Here is a 12,779-nt window from a genome sequence, read left to right as displayed (position 1 = left end):
GAGGTTGCTGCCGGACTCGGGTCTGGTACTGCGCTAAAACCAGCCTTCGGGCTGGTTTTTTTATGCGCGACTGCTTTCTTTCGGTCCGGTGACGGCCCGGACTCGCACGGCACGAACCCCGGTCAGAACCCCTGCAATCAGCAGCCCGATACCCACCGCCTCCAGCAGCGAGGGCCAGCGGCCGGCCAGCGCATAGGCGTAAGTCAGTGCGCTGAGGGTTTCAAACACGATGAGCTGACCGGTCAGCGTCGTGGGCGTATTCTGGCTGGCGATATTCCACAGCAGTGTGCCCAGCCACGACGCCAGAACGCCCAGCGCCAGCATCCACAGCAGATAGTGCTCGGGGCGCGGACCGGCCAGCAGCGCACCAGCGGCAGATGGCCCGCTGAGCAGCGCGGTCACTCCCCAGACCCCGGCAAAACCCAGCACGGCCAGCGGCAGGGTGACCAGGCCCTGGGCCGTCGCCCAGGTGACGGCGCGGTGCTGCGGGTGCTGCTGCAGCCACTGCGCGTTGCGGATGGGGTACCAGGTCCAGGCCCAGACCGCACCCACCGCCACCGCCGCCCCGGCCAGCAGGTGCCAGCGCGCTTGCGTGCTGGACGCCAGGGCTGCCAGACGCTGCCACTGGTCGGTCTGCACGCAGGCCAGCCCCAGCGCGATGGCACCCAGCGGCAGCGCCAGGCGCCGCCAGGGCAGCCGCGCCTGACCGCCCCGCCCCTGCAGCCAGTTGGCCGCCAGCGGAATCACCACCGGCAGCGTCCCTATCATCAGCGAGGGCACGGGCACACCGGCCAGGCCAATCGCCGTCGCCAGCAGCGTGTAGTACAGAAAGTTGCCGATCAGCGACAGGCGCAGCGCGGCCAGCCAGTCGGCGCGGGCCAGACGCCGCAGCGCCTGCCACTGCATCAGCGCCAGCGGCAGGACGACCACGCCAAAGGCCGCGTAGCGCCCCAGCGTCAGCTGCCAGGCGCTGTAGTCGCCCAGCTGCTGCGGCGCCACGAAAACCAGGCCCCACATCAGCCCGGCGCCCAGCGCCGCCGCCACGCCCAGCAGCGTGCGCGGCGCGGCGGGCGTTGCGCTCAAGGCCGGGCTCCGGCGCCGAACAGATCGGTGTAAAGCGCATCACAGCGCGCCTGCACGGCCGCGTCCATGGTGATGGTGCGGCCCCATTCGCGGCTTGTTTCGCCCGGCCATTTGTGCGTGGCATCCAGACCCATCTTGCCGCCCAGACCGCTGGTCGGCGAGGCGAAATCCAGGTAATCAATGGGCGTGTTGTCGACCAGCACCGTGTCGCGCACCGGGTCCATGCGGGTCGTCATGGCCCAGACGACTTCCTTCCAGTCGCGGATGTTGACGTCATCATCCAAGACGATGATGAATTTTGTGTACATGAACTGGCGCAGAAAGCTCCACAGCCCCAGCATGATGCGTTTGGCGTGGCCGGGGTAGCTCTTTTTGATCGAGACCACCGCCAGACGGTAGCTGCAGCCTTCGGGGGGCAGGTAGAAATCGGTGATCTCGGCGAACTGCTTTTGCAGGATGGGCACAAAAACCTCGTTGAGCGCCACGCCCAGCACGGCGGGCTCGTCCGGCGGCTTGCCGGTGTAGGTGCTGTGATAGATCGGGTCGTCGCGGTGCGTGATGCGCGCCAGGCGCACCACGGGGAACCAGTCCTGCTCGTTGTAATAGCCGGTGTGGTCGCCGTAAGGGCCCTCCAGCGCGTGCAGGTAGCCGTCCTTCTCTTTCAGCGCAATGCCGTGGGCGCTGGTGCCGGTGTAGCCTTTTTCGGCGGGCGGAATATGCCCTTCCAGGATGATTTCGGCGGTGGCGGGCACCTGCAGCATCAGGCCGCCCTCGCCCACCTGCGTGCTGGCCAGCTCGGTGCGGCCCCCGCGCAGCAGACCGGCGAACTGGTATTCCGACAGGCTGTCGGGCACCGGTGTGACCGCGCCCAGCGTGGTCGCCGGGTCAGCGCCCAGCGCCACCGCCACCGGGAAAGGCTGGCCGGGGTTGGCGCGGGCGAACTCGCGGAAATCCAGCGCTCCGCCCCGGTGCGCCAGCCAGCGCATGATGACCTCGGTCGGCGAAATCACCTGCTGGCGGTAGATGCCCAGGTTCTGGCGCAGACGCGGCTGCGCGACCGACTGCGGGCCGCGCGTCACCACCAGCCCCCAGGTGATGAGCGGCGCCACGTCGCCCGGCCAGCAGTGCTGAATGGGCCACTGGGTCAGATCAATGTCAGAGCCCTCCAGCACCCCCTGCTGGCAGGCTGGGCGCGAGGTGGTGGCCGGTTTCATGTCCCACAGCGCCTTGGCCATGTGCAGCAGGCGCCCGGCGTCTTTGAGGCGGCGCGGGGGATCGGGCTCTTTCAGCGCGGCCAGCAGCTGGCCCACTTCGCGCAGCGCCGAAACCGACTCCGCGCCCATGCCCAAAGCCACCCGCCGGGGGGTGCCAAACAGGTTGGCCAGCACGCGGCGGCTGCGCAGTGGCTGGCCGGACGCCACCGGCGGCCGCGCTGCTGTTGCACCACTGCGACACATTTCCGGAGATAGATCACTCTCTTTGACAGATTCTGTCCTGACCTGGATCGGCGGCGGGTGACGCACCGAATCGAACATCAGTGCAGGCCCTTCGGCCTGCAGAACCCGGTCTGACAGCGCTGTCATCTCCAGATAAGTGGACACGGTCTGCGGCACGTGACGCAGTTCACCCTGGGCTTCGAGCTGGGCCAGGAAATCGCGCAAATCTCGGTATTTCATAGCTGCTGGTTATCAAAAAAAAAATTCATATCATTGACTGGTTATATTTGTTCTTCCTAGAATCCGGGAAATTCAACAGTTACCCTCTTGCCGACCCGCCACACAAGCCCCACAAAGGCTTGATTTACATGGGGTTGCGCATCGCCACCCCAGACGCCACCCGGCAGGATACTCCCGCATGATGACAGACCAGACCCCCACCTTCCCGCAGACTCCCGGACGCTGGCGCGATACTGCGCGCGCCGTGGCCGTGGTCTGCGGCGATGTGGGCCGGGGGGTGCGCGGTCTGGTGCGGCACGGTCTGGCAGCCACCGGTCTGGCGGTCGTTGCGGTGAGCGCTTATGGACTCTACAACACCGACTGGCGCCACCAGCAGCAGCAGCAGCTGATGGCCTGGCTGCAGACGCAGGCCGCCGAGCGCGAAGCCGTCCAGGCCGCACTGACGCCACCCGCCCCGGTCGATCCGGTGCAGCAGGCGCTGGCGGAAGTGGTGGACGCCGATGCCCTGACCCGCGTCAGTGCCACCCTGCCCACGCCGCTGACCAGCGAGCTGACCATCCCGCAGCGCCGTGTGGCTGACTGGCTGTCGCGCCGCTATCGCGTGGCGCCCGAAGCCATGGCCAGCGTGGTCAAGGAGGCCTGGCACATGGGTCGCACCGCGCAGCTGGATCCGACACTGATCCTGGCGGTGGTCTCGATCGAATCGCGCTTCAACCCCTATGCGCAGAGCCATGTCGGCGCCCAGGGCCTGATGCAGGTGATGACCGAGATCCACAGCGACAAATATGAGGGCTTTGGCGGCAACCTGGCCGCACTGGATCCGCTGACCAACCTGCGCGTGGGCGTGAAGGTGCTGCGCGAGTGCATCAACCGCGCCGGCAGCGTCGAGCGTGGACTGCGTTTTTACGTGGGCGCCGCCAACCTGGCCAGCGACGGCGGTTACGCCGCCAAGGTGCTGGGCGAGCAGACCCACCTGAAAGCGGTGCTGGCCGGCAAGCCCCTGCCGCCGACAGCGCCTTTCCTGATGGTCAGCGGCGCCGGTCCGCGCCAGACCCCGCCGCCGCCCCTGCCATTGCAGGCCAGCGCAGAAACCGCTCCGGCCCACGCCCACACCCAGCGTGGCGAGCACACCGCCAGCGCAGCCTTCACCACCCGGCCCGAGCCGCGCGATTTCCGCGCCACCCAGCTGGCCATGGCTGCACCCTGAGGGCACTTCAGCGGGCCGCAGCAGGCTGGCAGTGCGGGCGGATAGAATCGGGTTTCCTTTTTCATCTTCAGCCCGCGCCGCCATGTTCGACCGACAAAGCCACACCCTGACCGCCGTTGATCCCGAAATCGCCGCCGTCATCGCCCAGGAAAACCAGCGCCAGGAAGATCACATCGAGCTGATCGCCTCCGAAAACTACACCTCCCCGGCCGTGATGGCCGCGCAGGGCAGCCAGCTGACCAACAAGTACGCCGAAGGCTATCCTGGCAAGCGCTACTACGGTGGCTGCGAGTACGTCGATATCGCCGAACAGCTGGCCATCGACCGCGCGAAGAAACTCTTCGGCGCCGAGTTCGCCAACGTCCAGCCCAACAGCGGCAGCCAGGCCAATCAGGCCGTATTTTTCGGCCTGCTGCAGCCTGGCGACACCATCATGGGCCTGAGCCTGGCCGAAGGCGGTCACCTGACGCACGGCATGCCGCTGAACATGTCGGGCAAGTGGTTCAAGGTGGTCAGCTACGGCCTGGACGCCGCCGAAGACATCGACTATGACGCCATGGAGCGTCTGGCCCACGAACACAAACCCAAACTCATCATTGCGGGCGCGTCGGCGTTTGCGCTGCGCATCGATTTCGAGCGCTTCGCCAGGGTGGCCAAGGCCATCGGCGCTTACTTCATGGTCGACATGGCGCACTACGCAGGCCTGATCGCTGCCGGGGTCTACCCCAACCCGGTGCCGCACGCCGATGTCGTCACCACGACCACGCACAAAAGCCTGCGCGGCCCGCGCGGTGGCCTGATCCTGATGCGCGGCGAAGAGGTCGCCAAAAAAATCAACTCGGCCATCTTCCCGGGCATCCAGGGCGGACCGCTGATGCACGTCATCGCGGGCAAGGCGGTGGCCTTTCACGAAGCGCTGCAGCCTGGCTTCAAGGCCTACCAGCAGCAGGTGCTGGACAACGCCCGCGTTCTGGCCGACACCCTGATCGAGCGCGGCCTGCGCATTGTCAGCGGCCGCACCGAAAGCCACGTGATGCTGGTCGACCTGCGCCCCAAAAATCTGACCGGCAAAGAGGCTGAAGCCATCTTGGGCAGCGCGCACATGACCTGCAACAAGAACGGCATCCCCAACGATCCGCAAAAACCCATGGTGACCAGCGGCATCCGCCTGGGCACCCCGGCGCTGACCACGCGCGGTTTCGGGGTGGACGAGGCCCGCGCCACAGCCCACCTGATCGCCGACGTGCTGGACGCCCCGCACGACCCGGCCGTCATCGAAGCCGTGAAGGCGCGCGTGCGAGAGCTGACGCAGCGCTTCCCGGTCTACCGCTGATCGGTCCGGCCCTTCGGATCGCCGCCGCCCCGCGATGCACTGCCCCTACTGCCGTCACAGCGACACCCAGGTGATGGAAACCCGGGTGTCGGACGACGGCAGCACCGTGCGCCGCCGCCGCCGCTGCACCGCGTGCGAGCGGCGATTCACGTCCTACGAGCGCGCCGAAATCGACATGCCCGTGGTCGTCAAGAAAGACGGCACGCGCACCGATTTTGACCCCGCCAAACTGCGCGCCAGCATGATGCTGGCCCTGCGCAAGCGCAATGTGGACATCGGCCGCGTCGATGCCGCCATCGCGCACATCAGCGAGCGCCTGCGCACCAGCGGCCTCAAAGAGGTGCCCACCGCCCACCTGGGCGACCAGGTGATGCAGGAGCTCAAAACCATCGACAAAGTGGCCTTTGTGCGCTTTGCTTCGGTCTACCAGAGCTTCGAGGACGTGGACGCCTTCCGCCAGCTGATTTCCGACAGTCTGTCCTAGTCTGCGCTGACATGCGCCGGGGCGCTACTCCCCTGCGGGGGGATGGCGGCGTCCGAAGCCGAGCCAGACAATGCCGCAAGCCGCGCCATGTGGCGTTCGGAGGCTGTCCATGCACTCATCCCCATCCCGATCCCTGTCCTGTGGCCTGTCGCTGCCCGAGCTGCTGGTAACGCTGGCGCTGGTCGCCGCGCTTGTTCTGGCCGGTCTGCCCGCCATGGCCGACCAGCGGCTGCGCCAGCAGGCCAGCCGCCAGGGCTGGCAGCTGCAGGCCGATGTGCTGCTGGCCCAGTCGCTCGCCCTGTCGCAGGGACGTGCGGTGCGCTGGGCCTGGCTGCCTGCCTCGGCTGCCTCGACCGCCGCGGCCTCGTCTCCGGGCAGCACCACCCTGTCCTGCTGGGCGCTGCTGCTGGGTACGAGCACGGGCTGCCGCTGCCCTGTACCCTCTACAGTTCAGGGCGAGGTGCTGGCCACCTGTCCCAGCGGGACGACCGTGCTGCTGACGCACGCGCTGGCTCCGCCCTGGTCACTGGGCCCGACGGCGGCCAGCGTGCTGTTCGATCCGGTGCGCGGCACGGCCACGCCCACCGCCAGCCTGGCACTGCAGCTGGACGGCGTGGTCTGGCTCAAACACATCATCAACATCAGCGGCCGCGTGCGCTCGTGCAGTGACCAAGGCGTTGCCGGGTGGCCACCATGCAGCGCCTGAGCCGCACCCGCTGCAACAGCGGAATGAGCCTGATCGAGCTGCTCGTCGTCTGCGCCTGCGTGGGTATCCTGACGCTGGGATCGCTGGGCGGTCTGCAGGCCTGGCGGCTGCGCAGTCAGCGCCAGGACGGCTGGCTGGCGCTGCAGGCAGTGCAGCGCGCTCAGAACGACTGCCGCTGGCGCCTGGGCCGCTACTGCACCGACTGGACCGAGCTGGGGCTGGCCGCCACCAGCCCGCGCGGACACTTCCGGCTCAGCCTGCAGGACGCGGCCCCGGGCAGCTATGCCGCGCAAGCACAGGCGCAAGGCCCACAGCAGCAGGACAGCCAGTGCCTGCTGCTGCGCCTGCACGAAGACCTGTGGCGCAGCCGCCGCTGGGCCGAGCCCGGGCCCGGCGCCTGCGACCTGGCCTAGAGCGTGTCATGCCCCATCCTGCGCCCCATCCCGCCCCCGCCCCGGCCGCACGGTGCCAGCACGGTCTGGGCCTGACCGAACTGCTGGTCAGCCAGGCGCTGGGCCTGCTGCTGGGCGCCATGATGCTGGGTCTGCTGGGACACCTGGCCCTGCAGCACGCCGAAAATGCAGCCCTGTCGGCCGCACAGCGGCATTTCCAGGGGGTGACCCAGCGCCTGGTGCGCGAACTGCGCCGCGCCGGGCACCGTCGCAGCCCGGGCGACTGGGTCTGGGTGGACACCAGCCGTAACCGCGCCACCTGGGTCTACGAATCGGTCAGCCCGCGCCCGGCGGGCACGACCGGACCGCAGTCTGCCGAGGCCAGCGGCGTGCGCATCAGCAGCGGCGTGCTTCAGACCCAGCTGGGCCTGAACAACTGGCAGGCGATCAGCGATCCGGCACTCCTGTGGGTGGAGGCGCTGGATGTCGCGCCAGTGGGACCTGCCATAGCAGGCATCTGCCCCGCCAGCGGCGCACTGGCCAGCGTCCAGGCGAGGCCTGTGGTGCGCGGCCGCCGGGGTGAGCTCTGGACCTGGCGCAGCCGCATCGCCTGGCCCGCACAGCCCGGTGTGCGCCGCGACGCGGTGGTGCTGTGCCCGCCCCAGACCGGAGAAGCGCCATGACGCCGCGCCCCTGGCACGCCACTGTCGTGCGTTCACACCTGCGCGGCATGGCCGTGATGCTGGCCGTGTGGTGGCTGCTGGCCCTGATGCTGATGATTCAGGCGCTGGCGCTGGGCGAGGTCATAGACGAAGCCCGAAGCAGCCTGCGCGATCTGCAGCAGACGCAGGCTTTTACCGCCGCGCGCTCCGGGCTGGACTGGGGTCTGGCGCAGGCCGACGGTGCCGCGCCCTGCCCGGCTTTTGCGGCGGCGCTGCCTGCCATCAAAAGCACCACCAGCGCCCTGCCTGATACGGCGTGGCTGAACTGCTCCTGGCCCTGGCCTGCGGCGGATGAACCCGGGGCGGCTCCCTCGCCTCAGTGCCGCTGTGCGAGCCTGGGCTCCGACGCTCCGCAGCCGCCCGGTTTTGCCCTGCGCTACAGCCGTGCTGCGGGCAGCGCCTGGCTGCTGCTGCAATCCACGGGCTGCGCCGCCGATTGCGATCCGCTGCGCGGTCACAGCGCCCAGCAGTCGCTGCTGTGGCGCTGGCTGCCCGCCTGGCAGGCCGCGGCGGCCTGGCCGGTGGCGGTGCTGGCGGGCGGACGCGTCAGCGCCGCGCCGCAAACGCCCCTTTTACTGGACGCTGCGAACGCCTGGGCGGTGATGGCCGGGGACGATGCGCTGGGTCCTTCGGCGCCAGCATCGGCAGTGCCCGCCACCACCGTTCAGGGCGGACGCTGGGATCGCCTTCAAGGACAGACCGCTGCTGCGGGCGCGGCGCTGCCCGCTGATCTGGTCGCCTGGCTGGCCACTTCGCCCCGCACGCTGGACCGCCTCTGGCTGGCCAAGCGCTGGCCGCAGCCCGATGCGGCAGACATCCGCCTGATCCAGCGCAGCGGCGACTGGGCGGTGCCCGCCGGTGCGCACCTAGGCAGCGCCCAGCAGCCCGTGCTGCTGCGGGTGGACGGCACGCTGCGCGTGGACGCGCCGGGTGTGGTCATTACTGGCCTGATCGTGGCCGGTGCCGTTGACATCAGTGCCGGGCTGAATCTGGACGGTGCCCTGTGGGTCAGCGGCGATGTGCGCCTTTCAGGCGGCGCCCCCATTCACCTGCACCATGACGCGGCCACCGTCCAGGCGGCCTGGCTGCGCGCCGGGCGTTTCGCCCTGCAGCGCGGCAGCTGGCGGGATTTCTGATGCGCCCGCAGCGCGGCTCCAGCCTGATCGAGGTTCTGGTGGCCTTGGGTCTGGCCACCGGCAGCTCCTGGGCGGTGCTGCAGGCCAGCCAGCATCTGGGGCCGTTGCGCGACCGCAGCAGCGGTCTGCGCCTGGCCAGCGCGCTGGCGCAGGACGAGTCTGATGCGCTTGCGGCGGCCACAGGCTGCCGCAGCAGCCAGCGCACGCAGGACGGCATCACCGTGCAGGTCGTCTGTAGTGGCAGCGCCGCGCGCATCGTGCTCAGCTGGTCAGACCGCCGCGGACGACAGCTGACCCAGCAGATCATGCTGTGGCGCCAGCCTGCGCCGCAGGGAGATGGCTGATGCAGCCGCTCTCAGTTCTGCGGGACGATCTGCTGCACGATGCCACCGCCATCGTCAGGGCCTATGGTGGTGCCCAGGCGGGCCTTGAGCGACGCGCGTCGTCCCAGTACCAGATCGTAAGCCACGGCATTGCCCAGCACCTTCTGCACGTAATCGCGCGTTTCGGCGAAGGGGATGGTCTCGACCCAGGCCGCCGATTCCAGCGTCGGCCCCTGGCGCCAGCGGCGCGGACGCCCTGGCCCGGCGTTGTAGGCGGCCGTGGTCAGGGCCTGCTGCTCGCCAAACTCGGCGCCGATCTGAAAGAGGTAGCTCATGCCCAGCAGCAGATTGGTGTCCAGATCGCGCACCACGCCATTGGCGGGAATGCTGACGCCAATGCGCCGCGCCACCAGCTTCGCCGTGGACGGAATCACCTGCATCAGCCCCGTAGCGCCCACGCCCGAGCGCGCGGCCGTCTGGAAGCGCGATTCCTGACGCACCAGTCCGTAGACCCAGGAGGGATCAATGCCGACACCCGCCGCCGTGCCCATCACCTGCGGCTGGAAAGGCGTGGGATAGCGCTGCGCCAGGTTGATGCGCTGCGCGGTGCGGTCGCTGGTGAAAATGCAGCGGTCCCAGATCTCGCGGCTGCAGGCCAGCTGGGCGGCGGCCAGCAGATCGTCGTCGCCCAGGCCGCGCAGCGAATAATTCCACTCGCGCACGCCCTCGCTGCGCAGCTCCAGCCCCATCAGCTGCAGGGCGCGCTGCAGGCCCGGATGGGCGGCAACGCGGCCGACCGCCTGCGCCGACGCCTGGGCCTGCGGCGGCGCCTGAAGTGGCTGACCCAGATCCTGCGTGGCGAGCTGGCCATAAAAATCCAGCGGCGCCGCCACGCCCTGCATCAGCGCCTGGCCTTGCGCAGCGAGCGCCCCGCCCCGCGCGATCAGCGCGCGCGCCTTCCAGTAGCGCCAGCGCGACTGCTGGCGCGTGGCCTCAGGCATGGCGTCAATCACGCGCTGCACCAGCGCCCAGTTGGGCCGGGGCACGCGCAGGAGCGCACGCACATTCCACTCCAGCACAAAGGGATCCAGCAGCGACTGCGCCGGAACGCCAGGAGATGTCCAGGCCTGTTCGGCGTACTGCGTGGCCTCGAAGGCCTGGGCAAAGCCCGCGCGGCGCGCCAGATGCGCCCAGACGCAGTGAACCAGCAGCGGTGGCAGTACCGCCTGCCAGGTCGTCTGCAGGCGCTGCGCGGCGGCGTAAGCATCGGTATTGCCCAGCTGCATCAGCGCCATGGCCACGCGCCAGCCCTGCAGCGGTACCGAAGGGGCCGACAGCACGCCGCCGGTCGTGTCCAGAAAGCGCTCCGGCGCCGAGAGCACCATGCCGGACGTGGTGCCCGGCACCAGACCCTGCCCTTGCGGATCGGCCAGATCAATGGCGCGCTGGGCCAGCGCGGTGCGCCCGTCGGCCAGGTCGGCCATGGCGCGCTGCCAGGCGTCCTGCGGCGTCAGGATGCGGTTCATGAAGGTGGTGGACATCAGCGTGCAGCCGTCGTCGCTGCGCGTCTGGCGCAGCCAGGCGCTGCGGGCGCGCTCGCGGTCCACGGGCTGGCCCTGCATGTCGTCGGCCAGCAGCGCGTAGCAGCTCACCGCGTTATCGTCGTTCATGCGAAACAGTGGCGCGTTGGCCCGGATCTGCGCCCAGTCGCGGCGCTTGCCCAGCTCCAGCAGCCAGTCGTTGCGCAGGCGGTCCTCGACATAGGTGTTCGCCCAGGTGCGGAAAAAGGCGTTGACCTCGTCGGGTGTCGCGCTGTCCAGGCGACTGTTCAGGGCCCAGTAGGCCACCCAGCCGGCCAGCGGGTGGCGCGCGGCCTGCGCGGCATCGGCCAGGCTGGCCAGCGCCAGGCTGTCCTTGCGGCGGAAGGCGTCGCGCGCCTGCAGGATGAGGTCGTCGCCCGTCGGCATCACTCCCGGCACGGACGTGGAGCGCAGCGTCTGCGCGGGCCGGTCGCCAATGATGACGGTGATGCCCGAGTCGTCGGGCGATTCATCCAGCGCATTCTGCGCCAGTGCGGCCAAGGGATTGGCGCTCGTGGCCAGCGCCAGAATCCATGCAGCACGTCGCATCACAGCAGCGCCCCGTCGCTGGAGCGCTGGGCAAACTTCTGGCGCAGCTTGCCCACCTTGGGCGCCACCACCAGGCGGCAATAGCCCTGATTGGGCTGGCGCTCGAAGTAGCGCAGGTGCTCGGGCTCGGCGGGGGTGAAATTGTCCAGCAGCGCCACCTCGGTGACGATGGGCGCGGCAAACTTCGCCTGCGCGCGCTGCACGGCCTGCTGCAGCAGCGCGAGCTGGCCGGCATCCTGCGCATAGAGGCCGGAACGGTACTGCGTGCCCTCGTCGGCGCCCTGGCGGTTCAGCGTGGTCGGGTCGTGAATCTGCCAGAAGATGTCCAGAATCTCGTCCAGCCTGATCAAAGCCGGATCGAAATCGATCTGGACGGCCTCGGCAGCGCCTGTGCGCCCCGTGCACACGGCGGCGTAATCGGGCCTGGGCACCCGCGAGTTGGCGTAACCCGACTGCACCCCGCGTACACCCTGCACACGCACGTAAACGGCCTCCAGACACCAGAAGCAGCCCCCGGCCAAGGTGATGCGGATCAGGTCAGAAGAAGGGGGGGCAGACGGATTCATGGCGGTTTTTTTACAAAGGAAAAGAATTAAATCATACGCTTGTCGGGCACAATCAAAGCTGTTTGGGACATTTTGCCGTGCAGCCTTGCAGGCTGACGGCGCAGGTAAACCCTATGAACGAGAACTTTTCCTTTCTGCATCTGATTCTGGAGGCCAGCTGGGTCGTCCAGCTGGTGATGCTCATCCTGGTCGCGGCCTCGGTGGCCAGCTGGGCGGTCATCGTCCACAAGGTGAGCACGCTGCGCGCGGCGCGGCGCGACAGCGACAGTTTCGAGAGCGAATTCTGGTCCGGCGCCGCCATCAGCGAGGTCTACCAGAACATCGGGCGCAAGACCGAACGCTCGGCAATGGAGCGCATTTTCGTCAACGGCATGCGCGAGTTCATCAAGCTGCACGAACGCCAGCTCGACCCCGACACCCAGGTCGATGGCGCCCGGCGCGCCATGCGCGTCTCCTGCCAGCGCGAACTGGACCACATCGACAGCCGCACCAGCCTGCTGGCCTCGGTGGGGTCGGTGGCGCCTTACATTGGCCTCTTTGGCACGGTCTGGGGCATCATGCACGCCTTCGTCGGACTGGCTGCGCTGGAGCAGGTCACGCTGGCGACGGTCGCGCCCGGCATCGCCGAAGCGCTGGTGGCCACGGCCATGGGCCTCTTCGCCGCGATTCCGGCGGTGCTGGCCTACAACCGCTTCACGCGCGACATCGACCGCATCGCCATGCAGTGGGAGAACTTCGCCGACGAGTTCTCCAACCTGCTGCAGCGCCAGATTCCGCACCCGGCTGCCACTGCAGCGGCGCAGGCCATGGTTCCTGTGCCGGTCATGACGCCCGTGGCGCCCCAGCAGCCCGCTCCCACCGCCTGGGACGCGACGCAGTACCCGGCCCAGTCGGCCCATACGGCGCAAGCCCAGCCGCACCCCAGCGCCACCGCACCCAACCCTTACGAGGCCGATCAGTACCGTCCACGCACGGCGCCGCAGGCGGCTCCGGCCGCGCCGCGCAGCCCATTCGCTCCCGCA

At 68.8% G+C, this 12,779-nt stretch carries 12 protein-coding genes and 1 pseudogene; 9 read left to right on the top strand and 4 right to left on the bottom strand.

All coding sequences use genetic code 11. The features are described from left to right. Window positions 1-60 precede the first annotated feature (60 nt). Entirely contained in the window at window positions 61-1,083 is a 1,023-nt protein-coding gene (locus RV045_RS10465) for a DMT family transporter (RefSeq protein ID WP_423235731.1), read from the bottom strand. Further along, a complete protein-coding gene (locus RV045_RS10460) occupies window positions 1,080-2,759 on the bottom strand; it encodes a UbiD family decarboxylase (RefSeq protein WP_423235730.1) in 1,680 nt (559 codons plus the stop codon). The genes RV045_RS10465 and RV045_RS10460 overlap by 4 nt, the downstream gene beginning before the upstream one ends. Window positions 2,760-2,937: 178 nt before the next feature. Between RV045_RS10460 and RV045_RS10455 the strand changes: the two genes are divergently transcribed. The 8 genes from RV045_RS10455 (at window position 2,938) to RV045_RS10420 (ending at window position 9,083) form a co-directional block, all read left to right on the top strand. Then, window positions 2,938-3,966, top strand: a complete 1,029-nt coding sequence (locus RV045_RS10455; protein ID WP_423235729.1) for a lytic transglycosylase domain-containing protein — start codon at window positions 2,938-2,940, stop codon at window positions 3,964-3,966. Between the two features lie 82 nt (window positions 3,967-4,048). Continuing rightward, a complete protein-coding gene (glyA, locus tag RV045_RS10450; protein WP_423235728.1) occupies window positions 4,049-5,299 on the top strand; it encodes a serine hydroxymethyltransferase in 1,251 nt (416 codons plus the stop codon). Window positions 5,300-5,333: 34 nt separating this feature from the next. Beyond that, complete coding sequence (nrdR, locus tag RV045_RS10445) at window positions 5,334-5,783, top strand: transcriptional regulator NrdR (protein ID WP_423235727.1); 450 nt, start codon at window positions 5,334-5,336, stop codon at window positions 5,781-5,783. Between the two features lie 109 nt (window positions 5,784-5,892). Beyond that, the gene (locus RV045_RS10440; protein ID WP_423235726.1) at window positions 5,893-6,489 is read left to right on the top strand and encodes a prepilin-type N-terminal cleavage/methylation domain-containing protein; all 597 of its coding nucleotides are present in this window, start codon (window positions 5,893-5,895) and stop codon (window positions 6,487-6,489) included. Further along, entirely contained in the window at window positions 6,477-6,902 is a 426-nt protein-coding gene (locus tag RV045_RS10435; protein ID WP_423235796.1) for a type IV pilin protein, read from the top strand. The genes RV045_RS10440 and RV045_RS10435 overlap by 13 nt, the downstream gene beginning before the upstream one ends. A gap of 8 nt (window positions 6,903-6,910) precedes the next feature. After that, a complete protein-coding gene (locus tag RV045_RS10430; protein WP_423235725.1) occupies window positions 6,911-7,564 on the top strand; it encodes a hypothetical protein in 654 nt (217 codons plus the stop codon). Further along, on the top strand, window positions 7,561-8,739 hold the full coding sequence (locus RV045_RS10425) for a hypothetical protein (RefSeq protein WP_423235724.1): 1,179 nt from the start codon (window positions 7,561-7,563) through the stop codon (window positions 8,737-8,739). The genes RV045_RS10430 and RV045_RS10425 overlap by 4 nt, the downstream gene beginning before the upstream one ends. Beyond that, window positions 8,739-9,083 (top strand): type IV pilus modification PilV family protein, encoded by a 345-nt coding sequence (locus RV045_RS10420; protein WP_423235723.1) that lies wholly within the window; start codon window positions 8,739-8,741, stop codon window positions 9,081-9,083. Before RV045_RS10425 ends, RV045_RS10420 begins: the two co-directional genes overlap by 1 nt. 11 nt (window positions 9,084-9,094) lie before the next feature. On the opposite strand, the gene RV045_RS10415 is transcribed toward RV045_RS10420, so the two are convergent. Both RV045_RS10415 and msrA read right to left on the bottom strand, forming a co-directional pair. Beyond that, the gene (locus RV045_RS10415) at window positions 9,095-11,191 is read right to left on the bottom strand and encodes a transglycosylase SLT domain-containing protein (protein WP_423235722.1); all 2,097 of its coding nucleotides are present in this window, start codon (window positions 11,189-11,191) and stop codon (window positions 9,095-9,097) included. Next, a complete protein-coding gene (gene msrA / locus RV045_RS10410) occupies window positions 11,191-11,757 on the bottom strand; it encodes a peptide-methionine (S)-S-oxide reductase MsrA (protein WP_423235721.1) in 567 nt (188 codons plus the stop codon). The genes RV045_RS10415 and msrA overlap by 1 nt, the downstream gene beginning before the upstream one ends. A gap of 113 nt (window positions 11,758-11,870) precedes the next feature. Here msrA and tolQ point away from each other — a divergent pair. Then, window positions 11,871-12,560: pseudogene (gene tolQ, locus RV045_RS10405) on the top strand (protein TolQ); the annotation flags it as partial. Window positions 12,561-12,779 lie beyond the last annotated feature (219 nt).

Source organism: Amphibiibacter pelophylacis (assembly GCF_037688875.1).
Classification (GTDB): Bacteria; Pseudomonadota; Gammaproteobacteria; order Burkholderiales; family Burkholderiaceae_C; genus Amphibiibacter; species Amphibiibacter pelophylacis.
This window is presented reverse-complemented; position numbering and strand designations above follow the sequence as displayed.

Excerpts from the sequence above, each read along its gene's own strand:
- RV045_RS10440 (WP_423235726.1), top strand. The coding sequence starts at position 5,893 with ATGCACTCATCCCCATCCCGATCCCTGTCCTGTGGCCTGTCGCTGCCC.
- RV045_RS10435 (WP_423235796.1), top strand. The coding sequence starts at position 6,477 with ATGCAGCGCCTGAGCCGCACCCGCTGCAACAGCGGAATGAGCCTGATC.
- nrdR (WP_423235727.1), top strand. The coding sequence starts at position 5,334 with ATGCACTGCCCCTACTGCCGTCACAGCGACACCCAGGTGATGGAAACC.
- RV045_RS10455 (WP_423235729.1), top strand. The coding sequence starts at position 2,938 with ATGATGACAGACCAGACCCCCACCTTCCCGCAGACTCCCGGACGCTGG.
- glyA (WP_423235728.1), top strand. The coding sequence starts at position 4,049 with ATGTTCGACCGACAAAGCCACACCCTGACCGCCGTTGATCCCGAAATC.
- RV045_RS10415 (WP_423235722.1), bottom strand. The coding sequence starts at position 11,191 with ATGCGACGTGCTGCATGGATTCTGGCGCTGGCCACGAGCGCCAATCCC.
- RV045_RS10430 (WP_423235725.1), top strand. The coding sequence starts at position 6,911 with ATGCCCCATCCTGCGCCCCATCCCGCCCCCGCCCCGGCCGCACGGTGC.
- RV045_RS10420 (WP_423235723.1), top strand. The coding sequence starts at position 8,739 with ATGCGCCCGCAGCGCGGCTCCAGCCTGATCGAGGTTCTGGTGGCCTTG.
- msrA (WP_423235721.1), bottom strand. The coding sequence starts at position 11,757 with ATGAATCCGTCTGCCCCCCCTTCTTCTGACCTGATCCGCATCACCTTG.
- RV045_RS10425 (WP_423235724.1), top strand. The coding sequence starts at position 7,561 with ATGACGCCGCGCCCCTGGCACGCCACTGTCGTGCGTTCACACCTGCGC.
- RV045_RS10460 (WP_423235730.1), bottom strand. The coding sequence starts at position 2,759 with ATGAAATACCGAGATTTGCGCGATTTCCTGGCCCAGCTCGAAGCCCAG.